Genomic DNA, 18918 nt, shown 5'->3' with positions numbered 1-18918 from the left:
GCCTGTGACGAAAATCTCCCCGCCCGAACGTGGATGAAAGGCGTAACGGACAATCTTCTTTGCCTCGCCATCCTGATAACGGGCATTATGAGCCCAGTCCGACCGGCACCGGAAAGACTTGGCTGGCCTGCGCCTTCGGACGTCAGGCCGCCCGGCTCGAATCATTCCGTGCTCTACCTGCGCATGCCGCGTCTGTTCGAAGATCTCGCCCTGGCGCGTCGCGACGGCCGCTTTCCCCGTCTCATCGACAAGCTGGCTCGGGTGCAACTGCTCATCCTTGACGACTGGGGCACCCACAGCCTGACCGACCAGCAGCGTCTCGATCTGCTGGAAATCTTCGAGGAACGCTATCGCCGGAAATCAACGCTGATCACCGCCCAACTGCCGATCGCCCAGTGGCACGCCATGATCGGCGAGCATGAGAAAGCAAAAAACACCGCCGCCCTTGACCGGCGCCGAAAACGGCGAAATCAATCGCAAATGACTTCAACCAGGCAACCGAGCGCCGACCCCATCCTGCTGTCCGCGAATTAGTGAAACTGCTGTCCCCGATTTAGCGGAACGACTGTCTCGTTTTTGCGAAATACGCACGTCCGACGCAGCTTGCGTTGACAGAGGCGGTTTTACGCGCAATAGCACTTCCGCTCGGCCTATTTTTGTGGAGTTCAATTGTGGTTCGGCCAAGGGCGCTGGGCGCCGGACCGGCCCCGTGTAAAGAGAGAGAGACCCTGCATGGAAGAATTCTTACCGCGCATCGCCACTGGTGCCGGCATCGGCCCGGCTCTCGCAGAGAAGGCCGTTGGGTTAATGCTGGGTTTCCTGCAAAGCCACGCGGCCGACGGTCCCGTTGCCCGCATGATCGAGGCCATTCCGGGAGCTTCGGAATTAGTAGCGAAGTATCATGGCGACGACCCAGAGGGTGGCGGCCTTATGGGGCTCGGCCAGCAATTGATGAGTGAGGGTCTCAGCATGGCAAAGATCGCCGGCCTCGCCAACGAGACGATCGCCTTCACCAAGGAACGTGTCGGCGACGAACTCGTGGACGAGGTCCTCAATTCAGTTCCTGGCCTTCCCCAGTTCGTCTAATCAGCGGCAGCCGGGGGCGCATGACCTCGTGCGCCCGTACCGGCCGTTCTGCGCAGTAGGCATTCTCCGCCGAGCTTTCCGTACCGATCTCGCCAGACCACCAACCGCCGGGCACGCGAAGCGAGCGTTGGAGTACTTCATTCGTCTATTCCAAAATCGACCTCAGGCGAATCGATGTGTATAATTTCTGGCGGTAAGGGTTTATCCTGAACGCTTTCGATGAAGCCCGCGAGATAAGCAAACGTATTGTATTTCTCGAGGACCAACCGCTTCGCCTCTCGTATTGCGCCGCGACGCTCCTTCCAGAGGTCCGAGTTGATGATTTCTTGAATTTTTTGGATTACGTTCTTGTCCTCTGGGTCAATCAGAACCATTGAGTCCGAAGGGAAGAACCTCGTGATTGCCGGGCTGCCGTAATAGATCGGCATTGTTTCAGCAACGAAGCAGTCCATAAGCTTCTCTGTAAAATAGTAATCAGCACGTGTATTCTCGAAAGCTATACTGTAACGGTAAGGTGCGAGTGCGTTCCATTTATCTCCAATCAGCCGAAAACCTCGGCCGAACAGGTCAAAATCGAGCTCCTCTCTCAGCCGTTCCAGAAACGCCAGCCGATATCGATGCCCTTTAAGCAGGGCGATGTTACTGGTAATCCATGAGAGCCGAAGCGGCTTGTCCACGACTTCGCTGACCAGAAGTTGGTCATATGTCTTGTTTACAGACCAAGACCGAGTGATAGGTGGAGCCAAAACGAATCGGCGCCCTGCATTCTGCCGAGCAGCCAGCTCTGCGTCAGACGTCAGGACGATAGTATTTTTCCCCTGCCCTTCATGAAATGCGCGATGAGCTTTCGTCGGCGGTTCGCCGATTGCAAAAATTGTCCTGTTTGGGCTCGCCTCGATATCAACAGGGAGCCCAAAAAGAGAAGCAGAGTTAAAGACGATATGCCAATCGGGCACGAAGGATGTCGTGCGTACAAAAGCGACATTGTTCCAGATTCCACTGCCCTTTGGAGTGAGATGGTGGATTGCATCATCCAAAACGCCCCAAGAATCCAGACATGTAGCAACAATGGGCGCCGGACGTTCCGTCAACAATTTGGCCAACAAAGCAGTTCCACCCCATTCACTTCCGTTGGACCGGGAGCAACTTGTGCATCGGGCGCAACACCTCTCTGCGCCTGAAATAGCTCGCGATCCTGATCGATATCAAACACACGATTCTGTGCGACTTCGCGCCATTCGACAACTCATCTCTAAGACCGCGGGAATCCCTTCACTCGTGAAGGTACTCAATCGCCATTCCGGATTGCGGTAACATTGGGCAGCATAAACCTGCCGGGACCCGCCGTCGAGGCAATTGTCGCTTTGCACTTAACCAGGTTCTTCCTCACTTTGTGTGGTGATCAGGCCGGTTGAGTGGCAGCATGCGTGCCCTAAGGAGTTCGGAGCCCGCTCTGCCGTACATCGCACGCTTGATCGTCTTCAGGCGGTTGATCTGCCCTTCCGCCTGGCCGTTGCTCCACCGTAATTCAATGGCATTGCGAACGGCGTCAACGTCACGGCGTCGGACCCGAGCGAAACGCGTGATGGCGACGAGCCCGGAGTTGACGGCATCCTCGATCCAAGTGTCGAGCTTGTCCAATTCACAGGCCCCGCAAAATGCCGCGGAAGCGCATGGCAAGCCTGCGCATCGTGGCAAACTCATGTGATCCTTGCTTCAGGACGTCGACCTTTCTCGCCTGGTTGATCGTCAGCATACCCCGGGCCTTCATGCAGAGGGCCGCGGCGACTACCGGCGAGATCACATGGCCGGTCGCCGGATCCTGGATGGGGACAGCATCGCGGGCTGGTTGATGGCGTATGATCGAAGCAGGCGACGCACTGTCCTCGCCCGTCCTCTCGGCGCGGCGCCAGCTTGGGAGAAGCCGCTCCAGATTCGAGAAACTGCCCGTGTAGCCGCGCTGTTTGATATCGTGGAACAGGTGTCGTCCGCAGCGATTGCCGTCTCTCCAGGACTGGCTAAGAAACGCCTCGAAATATAAGGGTGACGTCGGCTCGACGCGGCCCTGCGTCGGTCGGGTGGCGTGTCGAAATTCAGCCATTTGGCGATGCTGCGCCGGCCGTAGCCGGTACGACGGGCGATCTCGGAACAGGACAGCCCTTTCCTTGCGCAAGGCGTGAACCATTTCGAACACCGTCTGCCGCGATTGTCGATGAGCGTGGCGCACCCGGCGCCGATGCGTTGCGTCAACGTGCGGATCATCCTGCATCAGATCGACTTGCGCGCTCCCGATACCCTTATCGGGCAGCAATGCAGGCCCCGTGGCGCGGCCCGAAAGGCTCATCTGCTCCTCGATTGCGACCCGCAGATTCTACATGAGATGGAACCGATCAGCCACCTGGCGCGCTTGCGGTGCACCCTCGCGAACAGCTTGCGCATAGAGCCCGCATCGGTCTCGGCTCACGATCTCGACGGAAGGGTGCCGCTCTAGCCATTGCGACGCACTCGCCACGCTTCTGTCATCCAGGATGTCGACAACCGAATGGCGCTCCAGGTCCACGATCATCGTGCCGTAGCGCCATGATCGCCGCCAGCTCCAGTCATCGATGCCAACGACCCGAATGGTGGAGTTGCTGTGAGCGACCGCGGCATCTCGCTTCAGCTGCCACAGGATAGTGTCGTCGCAGACCGGCATGCCGAGCCGTCGCATCAAGCGCTCGCCGGGACGGCCGCCGGTGCTATGGCCGAGCAGACCGACAATCTCCGCGACCCTCCAAGGGGAAGCAATCGTCGGCAGACGGTCGGTGAATGTTTGTCGTTCACATTTCTGATGTGCGCACCGCCAGCGGCTCAACCGAGGCTTCACCGTCACGGTCTTGCCCTGGACCGGCAGATTTTGAAGGCTGCGGTTGGACCAGCCATGCCGACTTCGGGTCCGTCGTCCGCAATCTGGGCAAAATGCCGAACGCCGGTCCGGCAGCGGAAACAAGCCAACTGTCATCATCAGTGAGCGCGACACCCCGTATTTTAGCCCCTGGGCCGGGGGACCATTTTGTTTTCGTTCGCATGCCCGCACATAGCGGCATCCCTCGCCAACGGCGAATGAACCACACAAAGTGAGGCAGAGCCCCATTAACTGCCAAGCGACACGATCCTTGGCTGCGTACCCGTCCTCGACGATTCCCTCGGAGCATCATTCCTGGCTAGTCCTTTTACCCGGCCATACGCGATCAGCCACTCACGGCCCGGACGAAATGCGCAAAGCTGGCCGCCGCACGTCACAATGCGCAGCGCCTTATTTGGACGATGCTGATATTTTTTCTTCAACGATTGGTCTCAATGCGAAAGGGCTAGGCCGATCGTTGCCTGGCCGAGCGCCAGACCGCCGTCGTTTGCGGGAATGCTTACGTGCGCCAGCCCCTCCAATCCTGCGACTGTGAGCTCGGCAAGTACGCCTTTGAGCAGCAGCCGATTCTGGAAAGCGCCACCGGACAGTGCGACCGTGCCGACGCCGTTTTCGTTAGTGAGTCCGATGGCCTTCCGCGAGATGATCTCTATCAGCGTCCTGTGGAAGCGCGCAGCAATCAGCCCGGTTTCGGCGCCCAAAGCCTGATCACAAAGAAGCGCTTCCCACAGACCTTTCCAGGAGATAACCGGTCCCTTCCGCGAGGTTGCTGGCCAAGCCTCGGCCGCATCCATGAACGGGCTGGCGAGCGCCTCCATCTCCATGCCGGCTTGCCCCTCGTAGCTCTGGCGCTCCAGACAGATGCCGAGGACTGCCGCGCAGGCATCGAAAAGCCGCCCCGCCGAGGAGGCAAGCGGAGCATTGACGCCCCTCTCGATCATCCGGTCCAGCACCCGAAGCGGCTTTTCGGCCAAGGCGGGGACGAAGGGCCGATCGGCAGGAAGCTTGGCCAGGAAATCCGGACCGAAAGCCGCCCGCAGATGCGCATAGGCATTGCGCCACGGCTCGAGGCTGGCCTTGTCGCCGCCGGGCATGGCGACCGGCTCGAAGTATGCCAGCCTCCGGAACCCTCGATAGCCGCCGAGCAGGAACTCGCCGCCCCAGATCGTGCCGTCATCGCCGTATCCGAGACCGTCGAGGATAATGCCCAGCACCGGCGGTGCGTCGATTGCGCGGCCGTGCTGGGCAAGGCACGAGGCGAGATGCGCGTGATGGTGCTGGACCTGCACAAACCTCGCGGCGGTCTCACGGGCAAGCTCCATGGCAAGCTGGGTCGAACGGTAGCCCGGATTCCGGTCGGCCACAATGAGGTCCGGCTTCGTGTCGAACAGGCTTCGATACAGCCCCAACGCCTGCCTCCACGCGTTCTGGTTCTTCAGCTCGTCGAGGTCGCCGAGATGCTGCGACAGCAGCGCGTTGCCGTCGCCCGCCAGGCAGAACGCGGCCTTTAGGTCGCCGCCCGCAGCCAGCGCCCTGACCGGGCCATCGAAGCCCGCCGGCAGCGCCAGCGGCTCCGGCGCGAAGCCGCGCGCGCGCCGCAACACCGAAATGCCGTGCCCGTCGAATCGCACCACGCTGTCGTCGAGCCGGTTGACAATCTCGCGGTCGTGCATCAGCCAGAAGTCGGCGATCCCGGCAAGCTCCTGCCGCGCCTCGTCATTGTCCGTGCATTGCGGCTCGCCCGAACGATTGCCGGAGGTCATCACCACCGGACCGTCCAGCGCCCGCAGCAAGAGATGATGCAACGGCGTGTAGGGCAGCATGAAACCGAGCCGCTCGTGCTGCGGCGCCACGCCCGCCGCAACGCCGCAGCTGTCACGGCGCTTCACCAGCACGATCGGCGCCGCTCGGGCGGCAAGCGCCACGCGCTCCTCGCCCGACAGCTCCGCGAATTCGGCAAGCTGCTCCAAGTCGCGCGCCATCAGCGCGAACGGCTTACCGTCGCGCTTCTTGCGGGCGCGCAGCTGCGCCACCGCCGCTTCGTCCGTCGCGTCGCAGGCGAGGTGGAACCCGCCGATGCCCTTGATCGCGACGATCCGCCCTTCCCCGATCAGCGCCGCCGCCTCGCGGATCACCGCCTGCGGGCCGCCGCCGACCACGACGTGGTCTGGACCTTCCAACCAGACGCGCGGGCCGCAGGCCGGGCAGGCGATCGGCTGGGCGTGATAGCGGCGGTCGGCCGGATTTTCATACTCGGCCCGGCATTCCTCGCAGGTCGAAAATCGTGCCATAGCGGTCGAGCGGCGGTCATAGGGGATAGCCTTGACGATTGACAGACGCGGCCCGCAATGCGTGCAATTGGCGAACGGGTAGAAATAGCGCCGGTCCTTGGGGTCGAGCACTTCCGCAAGACATTCCAGGCAGCAGGCGGCATCGGGCACGATGCCGGTCTTCACCCGCCCGCCCGCGCTCGCCGCTATGGCGAAGCCGCCCGCCGGCCGCGGCCCCTCAAGCGTCGCCGTCTCGATCCCGTCGATCCGCGCCAACGGCGGGCATTGCGCCTTTAGCCTATCCGCGAAGGTCTCGAACTCGGCATCGCTGCACCACAGCGCGATCTCCACGCCTGCAGCATCGTTGCGGACGTGACCCGATAGCCCCATAGCGGTCGCGATGCGCCACACTGTCGGCCGGAAGCCGACGCCTTGCACCAGCCCCGTCACCCGGACCAGGCGTCCCTCCACTGCGGGCTCGGCGAGCGGCGGGCCCATCAGCGCACCGTGCACACTATGCACGGGTCCAACGACCGCACGATGTGCTGGACTGCAACCGGCTCGGTCTCGCCGAGCCGCACCGGCGCAGCTTCGAGCGCCAGCTCCAGCGGGCCACGATTGCCGGCCCAGTCGCGTGGCGAAAAGTTCTGCAATGCGTAGAGCAGGTCGATCTGCGCGTGGTGGCGGCGACGAACCGCGATCTGGAGAAAGAGCTGCACCCCGTTCTTCAGCGTGAGCGTGAGGTTTTCCGGATGACAGAGCTTGGTGATGTACTGGTAGATGCCGGCCTCGTTGATGCCGTCGATGGTGTCATGCGCGTCGGTGTAGCCCGAGATGATCATGCGCACGATGTCCGGCCAGCGGGTGCGCGCCTGCTTCAGGAACTCGGTGCGGCAGGTGCCGGCTATGCGCTGGTCACACAGGATGATCTGGATCCATTCCATCTCCAGGATCGAGCTGGCGGCCTTGGTGTCGCTGGCTACGTGGACATCGAAATCCTCGCTCAGGACGCGCCGTTGCGCCTCCAGCGAGCGGATTTCGTCGTCGACGATCAATATGCCCGGCAGGTCGCTCACGATGCCTTTTTCCTTCCCTCCCGGCCGGCCTGCCAGGCGACGTCGCGGTGGCGGGCGATCGTCACTGGGGTGCGCGACTTCGGCACCTTGTGCACGAAATTATGCCGCGCGACGTGGTAGCTTGGGTCGAAGCCATAGAAATTGCGGCGCATCCGCGAAAGCTCCTCCTCGCGATAGGCGCAAAGCGGCTTGGCCGCCTCGTCGGCTGCGCGCCGGGCTTGTTTTTCGGCGAGCAACCCCGGAAACTCTTCGCTCCCGGCCAGCGCGGCAGCCGACGCCCTCACTTGCGCCGTGAACAGCTCGCTTGCCCCCGCGAACACCCGGTTGGCCAGATTCAGATTCAGCGCCTCCTTCGCGCCCATCGGCAGGCGCGCTGCCGCGATCCGGCGGGCATTCTCAGTCCCGCAGCAGCTCGGCAGGAGATAGGTCCAGAACTCCGAGCCGTAGAGATTGCCCATGTCCTTGTAATGCGGGTTGAGGATGACGCTCGAGCGCATCCAGAGCTGGTCGGTGCTGCGGGCGAGAAACACGCCGCCCGCTGCCGCATTTCCGGCAAGCGCTGCTACGGTGATGTGGCTTGTCGTGCGGATGATCGCATCGGCGAGGTCGTCGATGGCATTGATGTTGACCCAGGAATCGTCGGCCGCGCTGTCGGCCGCCTCGATCCGGTTGAGGTCGAGCCCGTTGGACCAGAACTGCGGCCCTCCGCACAGCACGATCGCCCTGGTCGGACGCTCCGTCGCTTTTGTATAAGCGTCCAAAAGTCTTCGACAGGCGTCCTTTCCCATTGCACCGTTATAGAAGGGGAAGTGCAGATAGCCGACCGCAGCTTCTTCTTCGTAGATGATGTCCTGATAACCGCCCGGTGAATTGAGCGGGATCTCCGGCAGGTCTGCAACTTCCTTCGCGAAGACCATGGTCGCCGGCAGCTTGAACGGGTGTGGCGAATTGGGATGCCGGACATGGCCGATCCACAACGCGCCGTCGACGGTGACGATGGCGATCGCCGGCCCGCTTCTGGCGGCGACCACTCCCGGCTCGGGGAGCGATATCTTGCCCCGTTCACCCCGCGCGAGAGGCAAGTCACCCCCTGGTTCACGTGCGTCTCGCGCGTCGAAAAGGAAGACCGTTTCGCCGAAAAGTTCGTCCCGCACGCCGGGCGCGCCGTCGGCTGCTGCGATATTCTTCAGCACCGTTTCGGTCGTGTCGGCAGCCCAATCGATCCGCCGGTCCGCCTGTTTGATCGCGTCCCGCCACCGGCCCAGCGGCGCTACAGATTGTTCTTCCAGGGCAATCGGCTTTTCGCCCTGCTCGAACCGCGCGATCGCTTCGAGCACCGCCGTCACCGCCGCGTCGGTCACCTCGTTGCTGTAGAGGCTCGATTTCGTCGCCTTTCGCATCGCGAAGGTGGCGCTCGCCCAGACCGGCCCCGCATCCATTTGGGCCGCCGCTTCCAGCACCGTGACACCCCACTGCGTCGCCCCGTCCACCATCGCCCAGTCCAGCGCGGAGGGGCCGCGGTCGCCGACGATGCCTGGGTGAACGATCATACAGCATCGATTTTCATAGACTTCTTTCGGGATTGCCCGCTTCAGAAAGGGGGCAATAACGAGGTCCGGCCGAAACAAATCTACCGCCTCCATGGTCCGCTCGTCGTTGACGTCCATCTCGACCGAGACCTCGTGTGCGTGCTCGCCAAGCGCCACGAAAATCCTCTGACTCAAGGCGTTGAAGGCGGTGACGAGAAGCAGAATGCGCATCTTCAGCAGATCCTCGGGAGCTGTTCCCCGGCGATCCAGTCGACCACGCGCATACCGCCAAGTCTCGTTTTCATCCGCACCAGCGCATGCTGGTCTGTGACGACTTCGCCAATGATTGCGGCATCCCGGCCCATGGGATGAGCGCGTATCTCGGCGAGCAAAGTCTTCGCGTCTTGCGCCACGCAGATGGCGATCAGCTTGCCCTCGTTGGCAACATTCAGCGGGTCGAGGCCGAGCAGTTCGCACGCCGCCGCGACCTCCGGCTTCACCGGAACCGCCGCTTCCCGGATTACCATTCCGACCTTGGACTGCTGCGCGATTTCGTTCAGCGTCGCCGACAGTCCGCCGCGCGTGGGGTCACGCAACACCCGGATACCAGGAACGGAGCCAAGCATCGCCGCCACCAGATCGTGCAGAGCTTGGCTGTCGGAGATAATTTCCGTTTCAAAATCAAGGTGTTCGCGCTTCGACAGGATTGCGACTCCGTGGTCGCCCATGGTGCCGGAGACAAGGATTGCATCGCCCGGCCGGGCATTGCTTCCGGAGATGTCTGTGCCGTCCGCCAGCACGCCAACAGCGGTCGCGGAGATGAAAACGCCGTCGCCTTTGCCCTTCTCCACCACCTTGGTGTCGCCCGTAACCACGGGTACGCCTGCTTCCCGGGCGGCAAAAGCCATTGAAACAACTATTCTTTCCAGTTCGGCCAACGGAAAACCTTCCTCCAGGATGAAGGACGCGGACAACCAGAGCGGCCGCGCGCCCATCATGGCGACGTCGTTGATCGTGCCGTGGACCGCCAGTGCTCCGATATCCCCGCCCGGAAAGAACAGAGGCGAGATGACATGCGCGTCCGTTGCCATCACCAGGCGTCCGCAGACGGTGCCGAGCAGGGCCGCGTCGTTAGCCTGGGCCAGGAACTCGTTGGCCAGATGTCTTTGAAAAATATCCCGAATCAGCTCGGCCATCGCGCGGCCGCCCGCGCCATGCGTCATGTCCACCGCGCCGCGGACCGACGAGGTGGTGACGGCTAGCCTGGGATCGTTCGCGCTCATTATTCCGCCGCCTCCAACAGCTTCGGCTCGCGGAAACGGCCATAGGTCCAGTAGGCCGCGCAGGCACCCTCGGAGGAGACCATGCATGAGCCAATCGGGTTCTGCGGCGTGCACACGGTGCCGAACAGCTTGCAGTCGGTCGGCTTCTTCAGCCCGCGCAGGATCGACCGGCATTCGCAGGACTTCACCTGGCGCGAAGCCTTGACCGACAGCTCGAAACGCTTCTCGGCGTCGAAATCGGCATAAGCGTCGCGGATGCGCAGGGCGCTGTAGGGCACGGTGCCGAGGCCGCGCCAGTCAAAGGTCTTGCGCAGCTCGAAGACCTCGCTCACCAGTGCCTGCGCCTTGAGGTTGCCCTCCTCGGTCACGACGCGGGTATATTCGTTCTCGACCTCGTGCCGGTCTTCATTGACCTGCCGGATCAGCATCAGGATGGACTGCATGACGTCCAGCGGTTCGAAGCCGGCGATGACAACCGGCTTCTGGAATTCCTCGGCAAAGAATTCATATGGCTGCGAGCCGATCACGGAGGAGACGTGCGAAGGTCCCAGAAACCCGTCAATCTTGACGATGCCCAGTTCCCGCACTTCCGGCGATTCAAGAATGTGAGAGATCGCGGCCGGCGTGAGCACATGGTTGCAGAACACGCTGAAATTCTTGAACCCCTCGGCTTGCGCCGTCTTGATCGCGACGGCCGTCGGCGGCGTCGTGGTTTCGAAACCGATGGCGAAGAAGACGACTTGCCGCTCGGGGTTTTCACGCGCGATCTTTAGGGCATCGAGCGTTGAATAGACCATGCGGACATCCGCTCCGTCCGCCTTGGCGCGGATCAGGCTGCGTTGCTTGGTGCCCGGCACGCGCATCATGTCGCCATAGGTGCAAAGGATGACCCCGTGCCGCTCGGCGAGCTCCACCGCATCGTCGAGGCGAGAGATGGGAAGCACGCAAACGGGGCATCCGGGTCCGTGCACGAAATGCACGTTCTGCGGCATCAGGTCCTGCACGCCGTGGCGAAAAATCGCATGCGTGTGCCCACCGCAGAACTCCATGAAGTGGTAGCTCTTTTGCGGATCAGCCTCGATCGCGATGGCGCCGGCGATGGTCTTCGCAAGCTCCTGGTCGCGATATTCGTCGACATATTTCACGCCGAAATCTCCTCCAGTCCCTCCTCCAGCACGCCCGCTTCGGCCATCAGCTGCTGCGTGCGCTCGGCCTCCTCGGGGCTCACCTTGTGGAGCGCATAACCGACATGGACGAGCACGAAATCGCCAAGCGAAACGTCTGCCACCAAAGCCAATGAGATGCGCTTCGTGACCCTGTCGAACGCGACCACGGCCATGTCGTCATCGAGCAGTTCAACGACGCGGGCGGGAATGGCCAGGCACATCAGGCTGCTCCGAGCTCGGCCGCCCGCCGATGGCCGACTAGCGCCATGGCGCGGACCGCGCCGATCCAGGCCGTCCAGTCCGACATCCCCTCGCCCGTGCGCGCGGAAACCCTCAGCACCTTGATCCGCGGGTTCACCTTTCGGGCGTTGGCGATGCAGGCCTCCACGTCGAAGTCGAGATGCGGCAACAGGTCAGTCTTGTTGAGGATCATGAGATCGGCGGCGGCGAACATGTCGTGATATTTCAATGGCTTGTCCTCGCCCTCGGTGACTGAGAGCACCACCACCTTGTGTGCCTCGCCTAGGTCGAAGCCCGCCGGACAGACGAGGTTTCCCACGTTTTCGACGAGGAGCAGGCCTCCTTCGGCAAGGTCGAGTTGATCTGCGGCATGGCCGACCATATGCGCGTCGAGGTGGCAGCCCTTGCCGGTGTTGACCTGGATCGCGGGCGCGCCGGTGGCGCGGATGCGGTCGGCATCATTGGAAGTCTGCTGGTCGCCCTCGATCACGGCGATCGGCAACTTGCCCTTCAGTGCCTCGATCGTGCGGCAAAGCAGCGTCGTTTTGCCAGAGCCGGGGCTGGAGACGAGGTTGAGCGCAAGCACGCCGCGCTCGGCCAACATTTTCCTGTTCGCATCGGCATACTCGTTGTTCTTGGAATGGATATCCTTTTCCAGCTTGACCATCCGCGCCTGGCTCATGCCCGGCGCACGGGTGCCATCGGGGCCCGAGCCACAATCGTGCACATGATCGTCATGATGGGGGCCGTGATCATGATCGTGGTGGTGATCATGATCGTGGCCGTCATGATGGTGATGGCCATGCGCCTTGCCCTCGATCCGGACGGCGCCCTCGCCGCATCCGCAAATAGTGCACATCAGCTCACCTCCAATTCCCTGATCTTCATTTCTTGGCCGCCGGTCACCTGCAGCTGATGGCTTCCGCAGTCCGGGCATGGATCAAAGCGTGCCGCGATCGGCACGCTCTGGCCGCAAGGCATGCACCAGGCCCTGCCTTCCGTCTCGACGATTTCCAGCCTTGCGTCTTGCGCCAGAGAGCCACGCATGACGACATCGAAGCCGAACTTCAGCGCCTCGATTTCGACAGCGGATAGCCGCCCGATTTCCATGCAGACGCGGCCCACCTTCCGAAAATCCTGTCTCGCGGCCTCTTCCTCGATGATGCCACGGACGCTCTCGCATATCGCCATCTCGTGCATCAGCGGAGCCTGATATCGTAGCCGACGCAGGGGTCGATGGCCCGGACCAGGAGATCGGCCTGGACCGCCAGATCTTCACGTCCGGATGCAGCGAGCGCCGAAAGCGAGCTCGCGGCAATGCCGCTCTCGGCGAAATGAATGCTGGTCGGAGCCGTGATGGCGTAGTCGGCGATTCGGTCGTCGTTCAAAACAATCCGATGTTCCAGCCGGCCGCGTGCTGCCTCGGCGAAGGCAGTAGCAGAGCGGCCCCCGTTCTCGTCGCGAAAGACTTCGCGCGTAGGCACTTCGGACCCCTCCGCGACATCCCGCAGGGCCGCGAGCCCTCCGGCGATCTGCGCCGGCAGCGTCGAAGCCTCGACCACGCGGGCAGCCAGCCGCGCGGCCAGGCCGGCTCCACCGTCTTCGGAAAGGAAAGCGCGAACGAGCGGCGCACCAGCCTGCCTGGCGAGGCAGCTCGTGTCGGCCGACGTTTCCTTCGGCAAATGCTCGTTTCCCCCGTTTGTCGTTTCGGGGTGGCCTATCATGGCCCAGCCCCTTGCCAAGACCGGGGCGATGAGACGGGCCGCAATCGTGCTGCGCTCCATAGCCCACTGCGCGAAGGCATCGCGATCCATCGCGCCAAGCGGCTTTTCGCCTTCGTAGACCACGGACTGCGTTAGATGGCTCGCTTCGGCGGCCGTTTCGGCAGCGTCCGCGCCCGGAATCCCCACGCACACGCCGGGAACGAACGCATTCCCGCCTGGAAAAAGCGCCTGCTTGAGGCGCTGCGGCAGGCGCATAGCCCGGCGCAGGGTTTTACCGTCCGCAGGCTCGCCCGCGAGACTGGCAGTATCCAAGCCAATGCGCAGCAGGTGCTCGCGCAGCGTTTCGGTAAGCACAAGAAGCCGCCGCGCTTGCTTCGTGCGCCGGTCCGTCCCGATCTCCAGGGCCGCCTCGGCTGCCTCAACGCTCGCCGCCGACTGCGCAATACTACAGACACTGAACAGCGAACCGATCGCCGAGATGACCTCCGTCACCGGTCGGGCTCGCACGATCGGGCCAAGCGCAACCGGGCGCGGCGGCGTGACGATGGCTTCCATAACGCGACCGCCATCGCAGACGAGATCGATGGAGACGCGGCCATCAACCCTCATGCAGCGGTCTCCTCCTTGTCGCCCAAACCGAACAGCCAGCGGCGGGTCAATTTCGCCGGCTGGGAGCTCGCGGGTGTTCCGGCTGTCTCAACCTCGTCCAACGCGCTTGCCTCTCCCTCAGGTAGCCGGCCTTCCCAGACACGGATCATCTCGCCGTCTTCGTCTTCTTCCGCCTCACGGTTGAACAGTTCCGCAAGCACCTGCCGCGCGGCCTCTTGCGCACTCTCCTGGTCGGCGAATTCGAACATCGGCGAGAACAGCGAGCACATGCGGTAGCAGCCGAGCTCCTCTTCATAGGCCCGGAAGAACTCGAACCGGCCCGCCGGGAATGATGCATGCTCCTTGGTGCCCGTAGCCACGCGCGGGCGCGCTTGCCCGTCGCCAAATGGTAGAAGCACGAGGTTCATGAGCCAGGGCGTGACAAGAACCGCGAGCCATTTGCCCTGCCACTGCCGCACGCCCACCGCGCTGACGCAAAGCGCCGGATTGAGGATCGGAATTCCTGCCATGGCCGTCCGTTCGATCCGCTGAAACACGAACTCTAGATGGGCAGCGACGGCTTGCGAATGATCCATGTCAATCGCTCACGACCATGAAGCCCTGCTTGGAGCCGTCGCAGGTGGGGCAGCTCCAGTTCGCCGGCAGTTCGGCGAAGGGCGTGCCGGGCGGGATCTGCCAGTAGTCGTCGCCCTCAGCCGGGTCGTAGACATGCCAGCAAATCCTGCATTCGAGCCGCGACATCGGGCCGATCTTGGCATTGTCGCCGCCATATGAACCGGCAAAGAAGGAGTCGTTCACCGGTAGACCTCCAGGATTTCGAGGAGCCGCTGGCGGCTGTCCGCAATATCCTCGGGCGCGGCGCGGACCACCCCCGGCAAGGCCGTGACCTCGATCGTGTTGAGGATGAGATCGTCGGTCGAATTGAAGAAGCGCACCCACCAGACGCCGCGCGTCCCCGTCGTGGTCACGCGGCAATTGCCGTAGCCACGCGACAGCACGACCACCGGCCCGTGGCCAAGCAGGCCGTCGAGGAAGGTCAAGTCCTCTTCAGTGTGCGGCAGCAGCGACAAGTTTATGGCGTGCGGCCCGACGTCGGGCCCGACGAGCGGGATGCGGCCATTGAGCTCCGAAATCAGCGGCGGCGCGTTGAAGACGCCCGTCGGATAGGTCGCCGGCGCAGCGAGCGTATTGCGGCAGCCGGCGAAGGCCCTCTCCAGCACGGCCGAGGGAAAGGCGCCGACCTCGACGAAATCGCGCACGAGCCTGCCATCCGTTCCGGTCTGGCGCACGCGCCAGATACCGGCGAGCACCGACTCCTGAGCCTTCAGGTCGTCGCCGCAGATGATCAAGACCTCGCCCTCGCCCAGCGCCTGGTCGATCAGCGCAAGATTGGCGTGGTCGAGGCCGGAAAGATCATGCACCGCGTTTTCGCAATCCGGCGAGGACCGGCCGAGGCTTTCAGCCAGCGCGGAGAGCACCGCCAAAGCAGCTTCGAGCCCGGCGACATTTTCCTTCTCCGGCAACACGGGTGACGCAGAGGTCGCCATGCCCTTCGGCATTTCCATATACTGCAAGTCGCTGCCGTCCCCTTCGCTCGGCTGTGAACCCGGCCCGATGCCGCCGAATAGCGATGCTGCCATGATGCGCCCTCCCGGCCGCTTTCGCTCACTGGAAATGATCGTGGTCGTGACCGTCGTGGGTCGCGCAGGCTTCGGGAAGCTCGAAAGGCGGCGGCGCGCTCGGCCCGCGCCTCAGTATGCCGTCGATCTCAGTGAGGTAGTCTTCCCAGTCGAGCACGCGCTTTATCGCGCCGAGATATTCGCCGTTCCTCAGGAAGACAAGCGCCGGGAAGGCGTCGAAGCGATAGCGGCTTTGCAGCTCGCGTTCGCTCTCGCGCGATACCACGGCGGGCTTGAACACGCCCTGGAAGGCCTGCACCAGCTCCGGCAGGATCACCGCCACATCGTTGCTCTCGGCGAGCCGCAACCAGTCACCGGGAAAAAACAGCGCGGTGAGGTCGTGGGCCTCGGCGAATGCGTCGATGTTCGCCTCGTCAACCACCGGGATGCGGTGGCGCTCCATCATCATGGTGAGAACGGGTGAAAACATGGACTCAGGCGTCCTCCGTGCCTTGCGGTGAAAGGGCTTGCCCCGGCCGCAGATGCTCCGGCAGTTGCGGCTCGCGGCCGACCAGGTCGGCGAAGAGGTGGTCGAGGTCGGTGTCGCCGGCGAGCGCACGCTCCGTCGCTTCGATCGCGTCGGCGATCAGGCGCGCCGTCTCGGCAGTGACAGTCTCGCGCGCGGTGTCGAGGAAGGCGAGTATCCACGTACCCGCTGGCTGGTCGCCGACCAGGGTCATATCGAGGCGCCGCGTGCCGCTGCGACCGGTGCACAGGGCAATGCCGCCGCTGCATTCAACCACCTGGAAGGGAACGCCGACACACATCAGCCCTGCCTTCCAGACGATTGCAAAAGCGCGTCGACCTCGCACTCGAAATTCGCCGGACCAGCGAAGGCACCATTCGCGAGAAGCCGCGCGTCGCCGTGACGACAGGCCTCTTCCGGTCGGGGTCGACCGCTCTCGTAGATGCCGATGCGCATTTCGCGCGAGGCGAGCGTCTCTTCTTCGGCCAGCGGTTCGGTGCGCTTGGCGATCGTCGCGCCGAGCCAGGCGAGCCACTCGATGGCGATCTCGATTGCAGGCTCGATCTGAGCCTTCACCGCGGGCCGGAGACTGCCGCCGTAGTCGTCCAGCTCGACCGGTTGCACGCCGACGAGAAGGAGATGGGCGGGATAGTCACCCATCATCTCGGCCATGGCGAGAACTTCCTGAAAGCCAGTCTGGTGGAGCGAAATCTTCTTCACACCGAGGAAGGCCGGCACCTCGCTGCCTTCGACGAGCTTCAGCGTGCCAGGCGCCAGGCCGTAGTCGACCGTGTCGAACACCACGAGGATGTCGGCCTCGCGGATATGTTGGAGGAGGTAGATGCCCTGCGTGCCGCCATCCATGGCCCGGACGTTGTCCGCCGTTTCGCAGAGCCGGTGGAACTCCTCCACCACGCGGATGCCGAAGCCCTCGTCGGCCCATAGCAGATTTCCGATGCCGAGCACGAGCACCCGTGGCGCGTCCTTCATTGGGAAGCCTCCTTTCGACCTTTTTCTTCCAGCAGCAAGAGGCGGGCCAATTGGCCGGGGGCCGGCAAATGGTTGCGAAATAGGTTGATCTCTGGATAGCGAACGACGCGTATGGAAAGCGCGATGACGATTTTACCGCACAAACGGAAAGTATCCTTCGATTGACGGATACGGCAACGGCCGGACTGAGAACCGAAATTCCAGGCCGATGGAAAGTTTGCGTTCACTCGCCCACCCCACTCCGCCTCGCTCCGCACCTTTGCCCTGAAAGGGATAGAGGAAGGGCGCCGGGCGTTGCGGTTGGCACTTCCTCTCCCCGTCGAACGGCTAGGGGATGCACACATCTTTTCGTTGCGTCGATGACTCATCTGTGAGTTGCGGCGTCGGGTTGGTGTGTGATTCTGTAGGCGACGTACTGAGGGAGGCGTCGCGGTGTCATCTATGGGATTGTTGGGGTCGTTCGGTGACGAACGGCTCGAAAAAAGGGGGTCCAGCTTCTGGAGCGGATGGTGTCGCGCGAGAGCGTGTGCCTGCGCCGCTTGGCTGGAGGAGCCCGTAGCGGGATCGTGGGCTTTTGTCGGTTCCTGGCGAACGCTCGGGTGACGACGGACAGGCTGATTGAAGGTTGGGGCGCTGCGACGGCTGAGGCTAGCGCCGGTCGTCATGTGCTGGCGATCCAGGACACCAGTGAGATCAATTTCGCGACGACGCCGGAGTATCGGCGTGGCCTTGGCGAGATTGGCAAGGGCGGCGGCCGTGGCGTGTTGCTGCACGCGATGCTGGGCATCGATGCCGAGACGGGCGGCGTTCTGGGGCTGGTGGCGGGCCGGGTGTGGACGCGCGAGGGGCGTGTGGAGGTTGCTCATGCCAAGCGGCCTCTGTGCGACAAGGAGTCCGAGCGCTGGTTGAGCACGGCCGCGGCGGCCAAGCCGGTGTTGAAGTCGGCTGCACTGGTGACCGAGGTGAGCGACCGCGAGAGCGACATCTACAGCAAGTGGGCGCTTGTACCCGAACCCGGCTTCCACATTCTGACCCGCGCCATGCACGACCGCCGGATCCAGGGCGGCGGCAAGCTGTCGACCGCACCGCTGCAGGCCGCCGGAGAGGCCATGGTCGAGCTGCGCGCGCGGCCTGGTCGGGCGGCGCGCACGGCCCGGCTGGTGGCGAGCTTTGCCCAGGTCGAGGTCGTGCGCCCCGACAACACGATTGAAGAGGGCCTGCCCAAGACGGTGAGCGTGAGCTTGGTGCAGGTAGCCGAGATCGACCCGCCGCAGGGCGCCGAGCCGATCCTGTGGCGACTGCTTACCACCCATCTCGTCGAGGACGCGGCCATGGCCTGGCGGATGGTCGATTGGTATCGCATGCGCTGGACCATCGAGCAGTTCTTCCGCACCCTCAAACAGCAGGGGCTTCAGCTGGAAGACAGCCAACTGGAGACCGCCGAACGGCTCGTCAAACTGACCGCCATCGCCGCGCGAGCCGCCTGTGTCGTCATGCAACTCGTCCAGGCCCGCGACGGCCGATCCGCACAACACGCCGCCATCGCCTTCACCCACGCCGAAATCGACACGCTTCAAGCCCTGCTGCCCACACTAGAGGGAAAAACCGCCCTGCAGAAGAATCCCCACGCCCCCCAATCCCTCGCTTGGGCCGCCTGGATTATCGCCAAACTCGGCGGCTGGGACGGCTATCCAAAGTCCAAAGCCCCAGGACCCATCACCTTCCGACACGGATTGCAGCACTTCCTGTCCATCGCCCATGGATGGGCGCTTCGAAATGTGTGAATCGCCTAGCGTCGAACGGAGGAGAGGTGTCGAGGCAAGCCGAGACGAAGTGTGGATCGACTTGAAGGCAACCCGTCTTGAAGAAAAGAGCCGGGGGGGGGGGCCCCCCCC

The 18918-nt window shown here is 63.2% G+C and carries 20 protein-coding genes and 1 pseudogene; 3 read left to right on the top strand and 18 right to left on the bottom strand.

Features of this window, described 5'->3' with window-relative positions:
• The first annotated feature begins 168 nt into the window (after positions 1 to 168).
• Positions 169 to 534, top strand: coding sequence for an ATP-binding protein (locus NKI54_RS24835; RefSeq protein ID WP_352579643.1), 366 nt, complete (start codon positions 169 to 171; stop codon positions 532 to 534).
• Positions 535 to 732: 198 nt separating this feature from the next.
• Positions 733 to 1086, top strand: a complete 354-nt coding sequence (locus NKI54_RS24830; protein ID WP_023679095.1) for a hypothetical protein — start codon at positions 733 to 735, stop codon at positions 1084 to 1086.
• Between the two features lie 137 nt (positions 1087 to 1223).
• On the opposite strand, the gene NKI54_RS24825 is transcribed toward NKI54_RS24830, so the two are convergent.
• The 18 genes and pseudogenes from NKI54_RS24825 to NKI54_RS24735 all read right to left on the bottom strand — a co-directional run bounded on the left by NKI54_RS24825 (position 1224) and on the right by NKI54_RS24735 (position 17250).
• Positions 1224 to 2189, bottom strand: coding sequence for a glycosyltransferase family 10 domain-containing protein (locus NKI54_RS24825; RefSeq protein WP_198023618.1), 966 nt, complete (start codon positions 2187 to 2189; stop codon positions 1224 to 1226).
• 283 nt (positions 2190 to 2472) lie between these two features.
• Positions 2473 to 4154 (bottom strand): annotated as a pseudogene (locus NKI54_RS24820) (ISL3 family transposase).
• Between the two features lie 268 nt (positions 4155 to 4422).
• The gene (gene hypF, locus NKI54_RS24815) at positions 4423 to 6759 is read right to left on the bottom strand and encodes a carbamoyltransferase HypF (RefSeq protein ID WP_352611125.1); all 2337 of its coding nucleotides are present in this window, start codon (positions 6757 to 6759) and stop codon (positions 4423 to 4425) included.
• Positions 6759 to 7337 (bottom strand): response regulator, encoded by a 579-nt coding sequence (locus tag NKI54_RS36520; RefSeq protein WP_502898245.1) that lies wholly within the window; start codon positions 7335 to 7337, stop codon positions 6759 to 6761. Before NKI54_RS36520 ends, hypF begins: the two co-directional genes overlap by 1 nt.
• Positions 7334 to 9097: an enoyl-CoA hydratase-related protein gene (locus tag NKI54_RS24800; RefSeq protein ID WP_352642970.1), complete on the bottom strand. Its 1764-nt coding sequence runs from the start codon at positions 9095 to 9097 to the stop codon at positions 7334 to 7336. Before NKI54_RS24800 ends, NKI54_RS36520 begins: the two co-directional genes overlap by 4 nt.
• A 2-nt stretch (positions 9098 to 9099) precedes the next feature.
• On the bottom strand, positions 9100 to 10149 hold the full coding sequence (hypE, locus tag NKI54_RS24795) for a hydrogenase expression/formation protein HypE (RefSeq protein ID WP_352692600.1): 1050 nt from the start codon (positions 10147 to 10149) through the stop codon (positions 9100 to 9102).
• On the bottom strand, positions 10149 to 11294 hold the full coding sequence (gene hypD / locus NKI54_RS24790) for a hydrogenase formation protein HypD (protein ID WP_352643851.1): 1146 nt from the start codon (positions 11292 to 11294) through the stop codon (positions 10149 to 10151). The genes hypE and hypD overlap by 1 nt, the downstream gene beginning before the upstream one ends.
• Positions 11291 to 11536, bottom strand: coding sequence for a HypC/HybG/HupF family hydrogenase formation chaperone (locus tag NKI54_RS24785; RefSeq protein WP_352643850.1), 246 nt, complete (start codon positions 11534 to 11536; stop codon positions 11291 to 11293). The genes hypD and NKI54_RS24785 overlap by 4 nt, the downstream gene beginning before the upstream one ends.
• Positions 11536 to 12414 (bottom strand): hydrogenase nickel incorporation protein HypB, encoded by an 879-nt coding sequence (hypB, locus tag NKI54_RS24780; protein ID WP_352643849.1) that lies wholly within the window; start codon positions 12412 to 12414, stop codon positions 11536 to 11538. Before hypB ends, NKI54_RS24785 begins: the two co-directional genes overlap by 1 nt.
• Positions 12414 to 12755 (bottom strand): hydrogenase maturation nickel metallochaperone HypA, encoded by a 342-nt coding sequence (hypA, locus tag NKI54_RS24775; RefSeq protein ID WP_352579649.1) that lies wholly within the window; start codon positions 12753 to 12755, stop codon positions 12414 to 12416. The genes hypB and hypA overlap by 1 nt, the downstream gene beginning before the upstream one ends.
• The gene (locus tag NKI54_RS24770) at positions 12755 to 13834 is read right to left on the bottom strand and encodes a hypothetical protein (protein WP_352692599.1); all 1080 of its coding nucleotides are present in this window, start codon (positions 13832 to 13834) and stop codon (positions 12755 to 12757) included. Before NKI54_RS24770 ends, hypA begins: the two co-directional genes overlap by 1 nt.
• Before the next feature lie 50 nt (positions 13835 to 13884).
• Positions 13885 to 14463, bottom strand: coding sequence for a [NiFe]-hydrogenase assembly chaperone HybE (hybE, locus tag NKI54_RS24765; RefSeq protein ID WP_352643847.1), 579 nt, complete (start codon positions 14461 to 14463; stop codon positions 13885 to 13887).
• A 1-nt stretch (position 14464) separates the two neighbouring features.
• Positions 14465 to 14686 (bottom strand): rubredoxin, encoded by a 222-nt coding sequence (locus NKI54_RS24760; RefSeq protein ID WP_023679107.1) that lies wholly within the window; start codon positions 14684 to 14686, stop codon positions 14465 to 14467.
• Positions 14683 to 15528, bottom strand: a complete 846-nt coding sequence (locus tag NKI54_RS24755; RefSeq protein WP_352692598.1) for a hydrogenase expression/formation protein — start codon at positions 15526 to 15528, stop codon at positions 14683 to 14685. The genes NKI54_RS24760 and NKI54_RS24755 overlap by 4 nt, the downstream gene beginning before the upstream one ends.
• A gap of 25 nt (positions 15529 to 15553) precedes the next feature.
• Positions 15554 to 15997, bottom strand: a complete 444-nt coding sequence (locus NKI54_RS24750) for a thioredoxin domain-containing protein (RefSeq protein WP_352692597.1) — start codon at positions 15995 to 15997, stop codon at positions 15554 to 15556.
• Positions 15998 to 16001: 4 nt separating this feature from the next.
• Positions 16002 to 16334 carry a HypC/HybG/HupF family hydrogenase formation chaperone gene (locus NKI54_RS24745; protein ID WP_023679110.1) on the bottom strand — a complete coding sequence of 111 codons (333 nt, stop codon included), beginning with the start codon at positions 16332 to 16334 and terminating at the stop codon, positions 16002 to 16004.
• The gene (locus NKI54_RS24740; RefSeq protein ID WP_023800992.1) at positions 16334 to 17023 is read right to left on the bottom strand and encodes a HyaD/HybD family hydrogenase maturation endopeptidase; all 690 of its coding nucleotides are present in this window, start codon (positions 17021 to 17023) and stop codon (positions 16334 to 16336) included. The genes NKI54_RS24745 and NKI54_RS24740 overlap by 1 nt, the downstream gene beginning before the upstream one ends.
• On the bottom strand, positions 17020 to 17250 hold the full coding sequence (locus tag NKI54_RS24735) for a hypothetical protein (protein ID WP_352692596.1): 231 nt from the start codon (positions 17248 to 17250) through the stop codon (positions 17020 to 17022). The genes NKI54_RS24740 and NKI54_RS24735 overlap by 4 nt, the downstream gene beginning before the upstream one ends.
• A 279-nt stretch (positions 17251 to 17529) precedes the next feature.
• Between NKI54_RS24735 and NKI54_RS24730 the strand changes: the two genes are divergently transcribed.
• Positions 17530 to 18807, top strand: coding sequence for an IS4 family transposase (locus tag NKI54_RS24730; RefSeq protein ID WP_352692595.1), 1278 nt, complete (start codon positions 17530 to 17532; stop codon positions 18805 to 18807).
• Positions 18808 to 18918: the final 111 nt, after the last annotated feature.

Origin of the sequence: Mesorhizobium sp. M0663 (genome assembly GCF_040320585.1) — a bacterium.
Classification (GTDB): Bacteria; Pseudomonadota; Alphaproteobacteria; order Rhizobiales; family Rhizobiaceae; genus Mesorhizobium.
The sequence above is the reverse complement of the archived record's forward strand: the minus strand, read 5'-3'. Positions and strand labels throughout refer to the sequence as shown.